Annotated in this window: 10 protein-coding genes; all 10 read left to right on the top strand. The window is 59.5% G+C overall.

Translation table 11 applies throughout. The annotated features are described in order from the left end of the window. The first annotated feature begins 153 nt into the window (after window positions 1-153). A complete protein-coding gene (locus QMK51_RS26490) occupies window positions 154-1,101 on the top strand; it encodes a choline ABC transporter substrate-binding protein (RefSeq protein ID WP_320392512.1) in 948 nt (315 codons plus the stop codon). A gap of 186 nt (window positions 1,102-1,287) precedes the next feature. Then, window positions 1,288-2,208, top strand: coding sequence for an alpha/beta hydrolase (locus QMK51_RS26485; protein WP_320392511.1), 921 nt, complete (start codon window positions 1,288-1,290; stop codon window positions 2,206-2,208). A 115-nt stretch (window positions 2,209-2,323) separates the two neighbouring features. Further along, a complete protein-coding gene (gene pip, locus QMK51_RS26480; protein ID WP_018929173.1) occupies window positions 2,324-3,295 on the top strand; it encodes a prolyl aminopeptidase in 972 nt (323 codons plus the stop codon). Further along, the gene (gene dtd / locus QMK51_RS26475) at window positions 3,292-3,729 is read left to right on the top strand and encodes a D-aminoacyl-tRNA deacylase (protein ID WP_253417173.1); all 438 of its coding nucleotides are present in this window, start codon (window positions 3,292-3,294) and stop codon (window positions 3,727-3,729) included. The genes pip and dtd overlap by 4 nt, the downstream gene beginning before the upstream one ends. Before the next feature lie 320 nt (window positions 3,730-4,049). Further along, a complete protein-coding gene (locus tag QMK51_RS26470; RefSeq protein ID WP_320392510.1) occupies window positions 4,050-5,855 on the top strand; it encodes a glucan biosynthesis protein G in 1,806 nt (601 codons plus the stop codon). Beyond that, on the top strand, window positions 5,848-8,418 hold the full coding sequence (mdoH, locus tag QMK51_RS26465) for a glucans biosynthesis glucosyltransferase MdoH (RefSeq protein ID WP_320392509.1): 2,571 nt from the start codon (window positions 5,848-5,850) through the stop codon (window positions 8,416-8,418). Before QMK51_RS26470 ends, mdoH begins: the two co-directional genes overlap by 8 nt. A 196-nt stretch (window positions 8,419-8,614) precedes the next feature. Then, window positions 8,615-9,412 (top strand): transporter substrate-binding domain-containing protein, encoded by a 798-nt coding sequence (locus QMK51_RS26460; protein ID WP_258700803.1) that lies wholly within the window; start codon window positions 8,615-8,617, stop codon window positions 9,410-9,412. 264 nt (window positions 9,413-9,676) lie between these two features. Further along, window positions 9,677-10,624, top strand: a complete 948-nt coding sequence (locus QMK51_RS26455) for an IS110 family transposase (RefSeq protein ID WP_320390752.1) — start codon at window positions 9,677-9,679, stop codon at window positions 10,622-10,624. Window positions 10,625-10,767: 143 nt separating this feature from the next. Then, complete coding sequence (locus QMK51_RS26450; protein WP_258697959.1) at window positions 10,768-11,727, top strand: amino acid ABC transporter permease; 960 nt, start codon at window positions 10,768-10,770, stop codon at window positions 11,725-11,727. Further along, window positions 11,720-12,454, top strand: a complete 735-nt coding sequence (locus tag QMK51_RS26445) for an amino acid ABC transporter ATP-binding protein (RefSeq protein WP_320392508.1) — start codon at window positions 11,720-11,722, stop codon at window positions 12,452-12,454. Before QMK51_RS26450 ends, QMK51_RS26445 begins: the two co-directional genes overlap by 8 nt. Window positions 12,455-12,598: the final 144 nt, after the last annotated feature.

Below are 12,598 nucleotides of genomic sequence, written 5' to 3'. Positions count from 1 at the left end.
GCAGAGCATGGGAACGATCGGTTGAGACAGTCGCCACCGTGCAAAACACGGTCGCCACAGTTCGCTTTTACCCGCTCGACGCTGCGTAATGTTCTGGGCACGGTGCACGAAGACACCGAACCCCACAATAATCTGCCGCACGAGACTCTCCCGATGAAAAGACTGTGCATCTGCTGTCTCTCAATCCTCTGTGGCACTGCTCTTCTGAGCACCAGCGTTTTCGCCAACGACCCCGCTTCCTGCAAGACTGTGCGTATGGGCGTGGTCAACTGGACCGACGTCATCGCCACCAGCGGCATGGCTGACGTATTGCTCAACGGCCTCGGCTACGAAAGCAAGCAAACCAGTGCCGTGCAGCAAATCGTCTTCGCCGGCATCCGCGACAAACGTCTGGATATCTTCCTCGGTTACTGGAAACCGGCGATGGACAAGAACATCGCTCCGTTCGTGGCCGCCAATCAAGTGAAGGTCATGGACAAACCGAGCCTGGCCGACGCCCAGGCAACGCTCGCCGTACCTGACTACGTGGCTGCCGCCGGCCTGAAAACCTTCGCCGATATCGCCAGATTCAAGGACCAGCTCGGCGGCAAGATCTACGGCATCGAGCCGGGCAGCGGCGCCAACACCACCATCGAAACCATGATCGAGACCAACCGCTTTGGCTTGAAGGATTTCAAACTGATCGAGTCCGGTGAGGCCGGGATGCTCGCCGCCGTGCAACGGGCGGTCAATCGCAAGGAGTTCGTGGTGTTCGTCGGCTGGACCCCGCATCCGATGAACATCAACATGAACATCGCCTACCTGACCGGCAGCGAAGACGTCTATGGCCCGAACGAAGGCGCGGCGACCGTTTCCACCGTGACCGCACCGGACTATGCCGAGCGTTGCCCGAACGTGAGCCGCCTGCTGGAAAACCTGACCTTTACCGCCGCTCAGGAAAGCCAGTTAATGGTGCCGATCATGGAGCGCAAGACGCCGCAGGACGTTGCCAGACAATGGCTGCGCGATCATCCCGAAGATCTTCAGCGCTGGTTGGCGGGTGTCAGCAGTGTTGATGGCAAGGAGGGTGTGGCAACCGTTCAGGCCAGTTTGAAAAACTGATCACCATTTCTTCGCAAAGTATGCTGTCTGTGGCGAGGGAGCTTGCTCCCGTTCGGCGGCGAAGCCGTCGTGAACCCGGCTGGTCGTGAGTGGTTTTGGGGCTGCTACGCAGCCCAGCGGGAGCAAGCTCCCTCGCCACAGGACTGAGTTCCAATCCCAAACCGTTGACTGACTGGCTCCAGGCTCATGGCTCCTTACTCGATTTCCGAACACATGGCGGCTTTCGTCGAGAAAACCCTCAGCTTCAACAGCTCCGACAGCAGCCTCACCGGTTTGCGTCAGGCCTACAGCGAGATGTGCCGGGCGTTTACCCCGCCATGTCCCGCAGGACTTGAGGTGATCGATCTCAAGTTGGCGGGCGTGGCGGTGCGCGCCTGGCAACCCTCGGTTCCACCGCCGACCAACGGTTGGCCATGCATTGTGTATCTGCACGGCGGCGGTTGGGTGGTGGGGGATCTGGATTCCCACGCCTTTATCTGCGCCGAACTGGCGTCGGTGCTTGGCGCGCTGGTGATCGCCATTGATTATCGACTGGCACCGGAGGACCCGTTTCCGGCGGCGTTCAAGGACTGCCAGAGTGTCTGGCGTGCGCTGCGCACAGGACCGTTTCAGCTCGATCCGGCGCGGACGCTGGTGGCAGGGGACAGCGCTGGCGGCAACCTCGCCGCTGCGTTGTGCCTCGCCTTGCGCGATGCCGGCGAACCAATGCCATGCGCGCAAGTTCTGATCTATCCGGGGCTGGGCGGCGATCACCGATTGCCGTCGCGCAGCGAATGCGCCGATGCACCATTGCTCAGTAGCAGCGATCTGGATTGTTATCACGCGTTGTATTTAGGCGGAACCCGACAATCGGGTGCCTATGCGATGCCCTTGCTCGCCGACGATTTCAGCGGTTTGCCCCCGGCGTTGATCGCCGTCGCGCAGTTCGATCCGCTGCGCGATGACGGCGTGCTTTACGCCGAGCGACTCAACGCCGCCGGCGTGGATGCAACGCTTTACTACGGGGAGGGGCTGGTTCACGGCTGTCTGCGCGCGCGGGGGCAGGTCGCCGAGGTCGACCGACTCTATGAAACCCTGCTCGACTATTTGGCTGAGAAGACAGGCTGACAAACGCTGACGCTGCGAGGGGCATGCTCATTGACGTAATTCGGGTTTATGATGCCGGACGGCAGAATAATAGAAGTCCCTACAGGGATGACCTCGACCCCTTACGGAGCGCGCAATGCAGACTTTGTACCCGCAGATCAAACCCCACGCCCGGCACGATCTGGCTGTCGATAAAACCCACACGCTGTATGTCGACGAAAGCGGTTCGCCGGAAGGTTTGCCGGTGGTGTTCATTCACGGCGGCCCTGGCGCCGGATGTGATGCCCAGAGCCGCCGGTATTTCGATCCGAACCTGTATCGCATCGTTACTTTCGACCAGCGCGGTTGCGGTCGCTCCACGCCCCACGCCAGCCTGGAAAACAACACCACCTGGGATCTGGTCGCCGACCTTGAGCGGATTCGCAAACACCTGGGTATCGACAAATGGGTGCTGTTCGGCGGTTCCTGGGGTTCGACCCTGGCCCTGGCTTATGCGCAAACCCATCCGGAGCGCGTGCACGGTCTGATTCTGCGCGGGATTTTTCTCTGCCGTCCCCAGGAAATCGAATGGTTCTACCAGTGTGGCGCCAGTCGTCTGTTCCCCGATTACTGGCAGGACTACATCGCGCCGATCCCGCTGGACGAACGCGACGACTTGCTCACGGCATTCCACAAACGCCTGGTCGGCAACGACCAGATCGCCCAGATGCATGCGGCCAAGGCCTGGTCCATCTGGGAAGGCCGTACCGCGACCCTGCGTCCAAATCCGCTGGTGGTCGATCGTTTCTCCGAACCTCAACGTGCGTTGTCCATCGCCCGTATCGAATGCCACTACTTCACCAATAACGCTTTCCTGGAGCCGAACCAGCTGATCCGCGACATGGGCAAAATCGCCCATTTGCCCGGTGTCATCGTCCATGGTCGTTATGACGTGATCTGTCCGCTGGACAACGCCTGGGAACTGCATCAGGCCTGGCCGAACAGCGAATTGCAGGTGATCCGCGACGCTGGCCATGCCGCGTCCGAGCCGGGCATCACCGATGCATTGGTACGCGCCGCTGATCAGATGGCACGTCGACTGCTCGACTTGTCGCCTGACGAAGCATGAAGGGCCTGCTGCAACGCGTGCGTGGCGCGCGAGTCGAGGTCGCGGGAGAGGTGGTTGGTGCGATAGATCAGGGGTTGCTGGTGCTGGTGGCGGTCGAACCCGACGACACGCAGGCCAGCGCCGACAAACTTCTGCATAAACTGCTTAACTATCGAGTATTCAGTGACGCCGAGGGCAAGATGAATCTGTCCTTGGCGGATGTGGGCGGCGGGTTATTGCTGGTCTCGCAATTCACCCTGGCCGCTGATACCAAAAACGGATTGCGTCCGAGTTTTTCGACGGCGGCCCCTCCGGCCTTGGGCGAGGCGCTTTTCGACTATTTATTGGGCAAAGCGAAACAGGTGCATGGCACTGTGGCATCAGGTAGATTCGGCGCGGATATGCAGGTGCACCTGGTCAATGATGGCCCGGTAACCTTCCTGTTACAGACGTGAAAGTGCTTGAAACATGTTTTTAAGGGCATTTCGGCTGAAAACAGGGGCTTTTCCCGATAAATACTTGGTTTCCCCTGATGCGTTGTAACGCGGCCTACTAGATAATCGCGCGCTACGGGGATCAGCGTTCGTTGGTCCATTTTGACTTAGGTAGAGACTTGTCCGGAACCTGTTGGGGAATCATTTTGCCCCATAGGAGTCGGAACAATGCTCGCCAACTTGGCAAGAGTGGTTCGCAGGGTCGGTTTTTTACACCGTACACCGTGCAGGCACTTTAACTGGCCGTTGGTTTTTTGATCTGTTTTCGGCGAGGGTTGCTCGTGATTGTTAGTCCCTGTAATGCACCAAAATTGTCTGCCAAACGGTTTCGAAACGCTCTGGTGGCGGGCTCTGCACTGCTCTGCCTGTTCAGCGCCGGCCAGCTTTGGGCATTCAATCTGGATGACGTATCGGTCAAGGCAAAAGAGCTGGCCGGGCAAAAATACGAAGCCCCGCGCAGTAACCTGCCGAACGAATTCCGCGAGATGAAATTCGCGGACTATCAAAAAATTCGGTTCCGCACCGAAAAAGCCGAGTGGGCCGATCAGAAAACCCCATTCAAGCTGTCGTTCTATCACCAGGGCATGCACTTCGATACGCCGGTGAAAATCAACGAAATCACGGCCAATACCGTCGAAGAGATCAAATACGACCCGAGTCGTTTCGATTTCGGCGACGTGAAGTTCGATCCTAAAGCCACCGAACAGTTGGGTTATGCCGGCTTCCGTGTGCTGTACCCGATCAACAAGGCCGACAAGCAAGACGAAATCATGACCATGCTCGGCGCGAGTTACTTCCGCGTTGTCGGCAAGGGCCACACCTATGGCTTGTCCGCTCGCGGCATGGCCATCGATACCGCCTTGCCGTCCGGCGAAGAGTTCCCGCGCTTCACCGAGTTCTGGATTCAACAGCCCAAGCCGGGCGACAAGCATCTGGTGATCTTCGCCCTGCTGGATTCGCCGCGTGCCACCGGTGCCTATCGCCTGACCCTGCGTCCGGGCAGCGACACGGTCGTCGACGTCAAGGCCAAGATGTATCTGCGTGACAAGGTCACCAAGCTCGGCGTTGCGCCGCTGACCAGCATGTTCCTGTTCGGCGCCAACCAGCCGTCGAAAGTGCTGAACTACCGTCGCGAACTGCACGACTCCAGCGGCCTGTCGATCCATGCCGGCAACGGCGAGTGGATCTGGCGCCCGTTGAACAACCCCAAACACTTGGCCGTGAGCAACTTCTCGATCGAGAACCCGCGCGGTTTCGGCTTGCTGCAACGTGGCCGTGACTTCAGCCACTACGAAGACCTCGACGACCGATACGACAAACGCCCAAGTGCCTGGATCGAGCCGAAAGGCGATTGGGGCAAAGGCTCCGTCGATCTGGTGGAGATTCCTACCGCTGACGAAACCAACGACAATATCGTTGCTTTCTGGAGCCCGGAAAAATTGCCTGAGCCTGGCCAGTCCCTGGACGTCGCCTACCGCATGCACTGGACCATCGATGAAGCCTCCCTGCATTCGCCGGACAGCGCCTGGGTTCAACAGACCCTGCGTTCCACAGGTGACGTGAAGCAGTCGAACCTGATTCGTCAGCCGGACGGCAGCGTGGCCTACCTGGTGGATTTCGAAGGTCCGTCCTTGCAAGACTTGTCGGAAGATGCCGAAGTGCGCAGCCAGGTGAGCGTTGGCGACAACGCGGAGCTGGTCGAGAACAGCGTCCGTTACAACCCTGAAACCAAGGGCTGGCGCCTGACCCTGCGGATGAAGATCAAGGATCCGGGCAAGTCCACCGAAATGCGTGCGGCACTGGTCAAGACCATCACGCCTGCCGAGACGATCAAGACCACGGCGCCAGCGTCCAGTTCTTCCGTTGCCAAGGCCGACAAGATCGCCGCCCGTCAGCAGGAGAAGAAGGACAAGGAAGCCAGGCAGGCTGAAGCGCAAGCCCAGCCAGTCAAGGACACCAAGGACAAGGACAACAAAGACGCCAAGCAGTCTGTCGCTGCCGAAGCGGCCCCAGCCACACCGGAATCGGCACCGACTGAACAAGTCCTGACCGAGACCTGGAGCTATCAGTTGCCTGCCGATGAGTAATTCACAAGTACAGCCACAAACGCTTGCCGAGTACCTGGCGCATTTGCCCATGACCGACGAGCAGCGCGCGGAACTCGCGGGCTGCAAGTCGTTCAGTGAACTGCACGAACGTCTGTCATCCTCGACGTTTGACGGGTCGACCGAGGCCGCCCAGGCTTCGGTCGGCCGGCGCCTGACCCTGAACACCGCCGAAGAACTGGCGGACGCGCAAATGCTTGGACTCGACGCCAGTGGTCGGGTTTGCCTCAAGGCAGCCCCGCCGATCCGTCGGACCAAAGTCGTGCCGGAGCCATGGCGCACCAATATTCTGGTGCGTGGCTGGCGTCGGCTGACCGGGCGCACCAACCCGCCGGCCCCGCCGAAGGATGAGAACGTGCTGCCGGCCGCTCGCTGGCGCACCGTCGGTTCGATCCGTCGCTACATTCTGTTGGTGCTGATGCTCGGTCAAACGATCGTCGCCGGCTGGTACATGAAGGGCATCATGCCGTACCAGGGCTGGTCGTTCGTCGATCTTGAAGAAGTCCTGCACCAACCGCTCCTGCAAACCGCGGCCCAGGTGCTGCCTTACGCCTTGCAAACCACCATCCTGATTATGTTCGGGATTCTGTTTTGCTGGGTGTCGGCCGGTTTCTGGACGGCGCTGATGGGCTTTCTCGAGCTGATCACTGGTCGTGACAAATACCGCATTTCCGGCGCCAGTGCCGGCAACGAGCCGATCGCCAAGGACGCGCGCACCGCATTGGTGATGCCGATCTGCAACGAAGACGTGCCGCGGGTGTTCGCCGGTTTGCGGGCGACCTTCGAATCGGTCGCGGCCTCGGGTAACCTGGATCGCTTCGACTTTTTCGTGCTCAGCGACAGTAACGACGCCGATATCTGCGTCGCCGAACAGCAGGCCTGGCTGGACGTCTGCCGTGAAGCCAAGGGCTTCGGCAAGATCTTCTATCGCCGCCGCCGTCGCCGTGTGAAACGTAAAAGCGGCAACCTCGACGACTTCTGCCGTCGTTGGGGCGGTGACTACAAATACATGGTCGTGCTCGACGCCGACAGCGTGATGAGCGGCGAATGCCTGAGCAGTCTGGTGCGCCTGATGGAAGCCACGCCGGACGCCGGGATCATCCAGACCGCGCCACGTGCGTCGGGCATGGACACTTTGTATGCGCGCATGCAGCAGTTCGCCACCCGTGTGTACGGTCCGTTGTTCACCGCCGGCCTGCACTTCTGGCAGTTGGGTGAATCCCACTACTGGGGTCACAACGCGATCATCCGCATGAAACCGTTCATCGAGCACTGCGCCCTGGCGCCGTTGCCCGGTAAAGGCGCGTTCGCCGGTGCGATTCTGTCCCACGACTTCGTCGAAGCGGCGCTGATGCGCCGTGCCGGTTGGGGCGTGTGGATTGCCTACGACTTGCCGGGCAGCTACGAAGAACTGCCGCCGAACCTGCTGGACGAACTCAAGCGTGACCGTCGTTGGTGCCACGGTAACCTGATGAACTTCCGGCTGTTCCTGGTAAAAGGCATGCACCCGGTGCACCGTGCGGTGTTCCTGACGGGCGTGATGTCTTATCTGTCAGCGCCGTTGTGGTTCTTCTTCCTCGTGCTGTCGACGGCCCTGCTGGCGGTCAACACACTGATGGAGCCGCAATACTTCCTGGAACCGCGTCAGCTCTATCCGCTGTGGCCGCAATGGCACCCGGACAAGGCGATTGCGCTGTTCTCGACGACCATCGTGCTGCTGTTCCTGCCAAAGTTGCTGAGTATCATCCTGATCTGGGCCAAGGGCGCGAAAGAGTTCGGTGGCAGGTTCAAGGTGACGCTGTCGATGCTGCTGGAGATGTTGTTCTCCATGCTGCTGGCGCCGGTGCGGATGATTTTCCACACCCGTTTCGTGCTCGCCGCGTTCCTCGGCTGGGCCGCGACCTGGAACTCGCCGCAACGTGATGACGACTCCACACCGTGGAGCGAAGCGGTCAAGCGCCACGGTCCGCAAACCTTGCTGGGCTTCTTCTGGGCGCTGTTGGTGATCTGGCTGAACCCGAGCTTCCTCTGGTGGCTGGTGCCGATCGTCGGTTCGCTGATGCTGTCGATCCCGGTGTCGGTGATCTCCAGTCGTGTGGGTCTGGGCCTCAAGTCCCGTGATGAAAGCCTGTTCCTGATCCCTGAGGAATACAATCCACCACAGGCGTTGCTGGCAACTGATCAGTACACCCACGAAAACCGTTGGCATGCGCTGAACGACGGCTTCATCCGGGCAGTGGTCGATCCACAGCAGAACGCCTTGGCGTGCGCGCTGGCGACGTCCCGTCACCGTCAGGCCGAGCCGATCGAATGGCTGCGGGTCGAGCGGGTTCGCCATGCGATGAAGGCCGGGCCAACAGGGCTGACCAACAACGAGCGTGTGGCCCTGCTGAGTGATCCGGTGGCACTGGGTCGCTTGCATGAGCAGGTCTGGAGCGAAGGCCACGCCGAGTGGCTGCAAGCCTGGCGCACATCGGTGGATGCCGATCCCCATGCGCCGCTGTTGCCGCTCAAGCCTGTGAGCACGCAGCCTCAGTTGGCCTAATGAAAAACCCCGCGAAAGCGGGGTTTTTTTGTGTTGATCAAAATCCTCTGTAAAACCCTTGTGCAAACGGCCGAGTGCGTTAGCATCCGTCCCCGAATTGGTGCGCCCGGACAATTTTCTGTTCGTATCTGCCGGTTTTCCGAGGGAAACCCGTGGTTTGCGCGCCTCACAACGTGATGGTTTTGGGGACTTGATGATGAAGAAGTATCTGGCGATGCTGCTGGTCGGCGTCACGGCATTGGTTGCAGTCAGCGCGGCGCAGGCCGGTGCCATCGATGAGGCGGTCAAGCGCGGCACGCTGAAAGTCGGCATGGACCCGACCTACATGCCGTTCGAAATGACCAACAAGCGCGGCGAGATCATCGGCTTCGAAGTCGACATCCTCAAAGCCATGACCAAGGCCATGGGCGTCAAGCTGGAACTGGTTTCCACCGGATACGACGGCATCATCCCGGCCCTGCTCACCGACAAGTTTGACATGATCGGCAGCGGCATGACCCTGACCCAGGAGCGCAACCTGCGCCTGAACTTCAGCGAACCGTTCATCGTGGTCGGCCAGACACTGCTGATTCGCAAGGAGCTGGAAGGCACCATCAAGTCCTATAAAGACCTGAACACCGCCGACTACCGCATCACCTCCAAGCTCGGCACCACCGGTGAAATGGTCGCCAAAAAACTCATCTCCAAAGCCAAGTACCACGGTTACGACAACGAGCAGGAAGCCGTGCTCGACGTGGTCAACGGCAAGGCCGATGCCTTCATCTACGACGCGCCGTACAACGTCGTGGCGGTGAACAAGGTCGGCAACGGCAAACTGCTGTTCCTCGACAAGCCGTTCACCTACGAGCCGCTGGCCTTTGGTCTGAAGAAGGGTGACTACGACAGCATCAATTTCATCAACAACTTCCTGCACCAGATCCACGAAGACGGCACCTACGATCGCATCCATGACAAGTGGTTCAAGGACACCGCCTGGCTCAAGGATATGGAATAAGGGTGACGGACGGCGACCGGTCAGATAGACCGCGTCGCCTCATTCGCGAGCAAGCCCGCTTGTATGGTAGGACTTGAAGGGAGGAGGAGGGACAAAGCCCGATTCTGACTGTTGACGCAGTACAGATCCGTGGGAGATTTCGCCCCTCCTCCTTTCACCCAAGCGCCGATAAAGAATGCATCTGGCTAGACCGACGATAGGAACAAGCCTGCGCCTCTGGGTGAGCCCTTCAAGTGTTCAAAACCATATCCCGGAGGAAATACAATGGCAATGCCGGTTTCTGTCACACAGCCGATCGTAGGTGTGGATGTCGCCAAGAACGAACTGGTGATCTATCACGCCGAACTTGACCTGCTTGAAGAGATTCCCAACAACAAAGCAGCCATCAAGACGTGGTTGAAGGCCTTGCCAGGGACAGTCGCGGTAGCTATTGAATCGACCAATATCTATCACTTGGAGTTCGCTGATCTGGCCTATGAGGCCGGCTGCACGATTTACATGGTGGGTGGCTATGAGCTCAGCCATTACCGCAAAGGGGTGAATATCCGTGCCAAAACCGATGCGCTGGATGCCAGGCTGCTCGCTCGCTATCTGAAGAACGAAGGTGATGATCTTCATCCGTGGACCCCGCCATCACCGCTGTACCGCCAGCTCCTGAGCCTCTTCCGTCGTCGCGCAGCCTTGGTTCAGGCGCGGGTCGGCCTGGTGCAAAGCTGGGCGAATGAGCCGCTGTTGAAGACAGCTTTCGCCGAGCAAGTGAAATCCATGCAGCAGCTTGAGGCGCTGGTCGAAAAGACGATTAATGATCATCTGAAGGAAGCCGGCTTGCTCAGTCAGTTGAAGCGTTGCGTGAAAGTTGAAGGCATTGGTTTTTTGACCGGAGCCCGCTTGCTCACGGCGTTTCAGCGGGGCGACTTCAGAAACGCGGATGCCTTTATTGCCTTCCTGGGAATGGATCTGCGCGTGTCGAAGTCAGGACAAAAGGATGGTCGTCGGAGTCTGACCAAGCGAGGTGACCCGGAAGCCCGCCGGCTTTTGCACAATGCAGCCATGTCGGCCAGCCGTACGCCCGCCTGGAAAGGCTTTTACGAAGAGCAAAGAGCTCGAGGCTTCAGCACCACTCAGGCGCTGGTGATACTGGCTCGCAAGCTTGCTCGGATCGTATTCGCTCTGCTGAAAGGGCAGAGCGAATACCAACCAAAAGCCGGTTGAGGGCTTCCCCTCAACCATAGAATCTCCCACACTGGATCTCGGTCGAACACAGAATCTGTATTCACTGAAGATCAAATGTGGGAGCGGGCTTGCCCGCGAAGACGGCCTTCCTGGCGACACAAAACTCGGAACCTGCAAACCCAATGAAACAGAAAAAAGCCCAATGGCCGTGGCACGTATTAACCGTGCTGATGCTGATCGGCCTGGCCGGTGCGCTGTACTACGCCACCTCGCTGATGTCCTACGAATGGCGCTGGAATCGCGTGCCGCAGTACTTCGCCTACCACGCCGAAGAGTCCCTGCGCGCCGCCGACATCTCCACCGTCAGCGAACTGGTGCGCAAGGGCGATGAAGCCGAAGTCACTCTGCGCAATGACGCCGGAGACGAGCAGCGGGTGATCGTTGACGACAACAGCCTGCAAGTCGCCCAAGGCGATGACGTGGCTGAAGGCGACGTCATCGGTGTGACCCGCCATTGGGCCGCAGGACCGCTGATGTGGGGGCTCTGGACCACGTTGTGGTTGTCGGTGGTATCTGGCGTGCTCGGGTTGCTGATCGGCCTGGCCACCGGCCTTTGCCGTTTGTCGAACAACCCGACCCTGCGCGACCTCTCGACGATCTACGTCGAACTGGTGCGTGGCACGCCGCTGCTGGTGCAGATTTTCATTTTCTACTTCTTCATCGGTACCGTGATGAACCTTTCCCGGGAGTTCGCCGGGATCGCCGCCTTGTCGCTGTTCACCGGCGCCTACGTGGCAGAGATCATCCGTTCCGGCGTGCAATCAATTGCACGCGGCCAGAACGAAGCCGCACGTTCGCTGGGTCTGAGTGCCGGCCAGTCGATGCGCCACGTAGTGCTGCCGCAAGCGTTCAAGCGCGTGCTGCCGCCGCTGGCTGGGCAGTTCATCAGTCTGGTCAAGGACACCTCGCTGGTGTCGGTGATTGCCATCACCGAACTGCTGAAAAGCGGCCGCGAAGTCATCACTACCTCGTTCTCGCCGTTCGAAATCCTGTTCTGCGTAGCCGGGCTGTACCTGTTGATCAATCTCCCGCTGTCGAAAATCGCCAGCCGGCTTGAGCGGAGGCTCGCGCAAAGTGATTGAAGTCCGCGATCTGATAAAAGTCTTCGACACCCGCGGCCATGTAGTTCGCGCGGTGGATAACGTCACCACCCAAGTGGCCAAGGGCGAAGTGCTGGTGGTGATCGGTCCGTCCGGCTCCGGCAAGTCGACCTTCCTGCGTTGCCTTAATGGTCTGGAAGAATTCGATTCCGGCTCGGTGAGCATCGACGGCCTGCAACTGGCCGACCCGAAAACCGACGTCAACGCCTACCGCCGTGAAGTCGGCATGGTGTTCCAGCATTTCAATCTGTTCCCGCACATGACCGTGCTGGAGAACCTCTGCCTGGCCCAGAAAGTCGTGCGCAAGCGCGGCAAGAAGGAACGCGAGGCCAAGGCCCTGGCGTTGCTGGAGAAGGTCGGTATCGCTCAGAAGGCCCACGAGTTTCCATCGCGGCTGTCCGGTGGTCAGCAACAGCGTGTGGCCATTGCCCGGGCATTGGCCATGGAGCCGAAGGTCATGCTGTTCGATGAGCCGACTTCGGCGCTCGACCCGGAAATGGTCGGTGAAGTGCTGGATGTAATGAAGACCTTGGCCGTGGAAGGCATGACCATGGTTTGCGTCACCCACGAAATGGGCTTCGCCCGGGAAGTGGCGGATCGGGTGCTGTTCTTCGATCACGGCAAACTGCTGGAAGACGCCTCACCGGCCGAATTCTTCGATGCGCCGAAAGATCCGCGTGCGCAGGCGTTTTTGCGGCAGGTTCTATAGATTCAGCGCCTGTCGAACCGCCATCGCGAGCAGGCTCGCTCCCACAGGGGTTATGCGTCATACACAAATGTTGTGTTCAGCGCTGATCAATGTGGGAGCGAGCCTGTTCGCGATGGCATCACCTCGGTCCAAAGCGAACCGAGG

It is taken from the genome of Pseudomonas sp. P9_31 (assembly GCF_034008235.1).
Lineage (GTDB): Bacteria > Pseudomonadota > Gammaproteobacteria > Pseudomonadales > Pseudomonadaceae > Aquipseudomonas.
The sequence above is the reverse complement of the archived record's forward strand: the minus strand, read 5'-3'. Positions and strand labels throughout refer to the sequence as shown.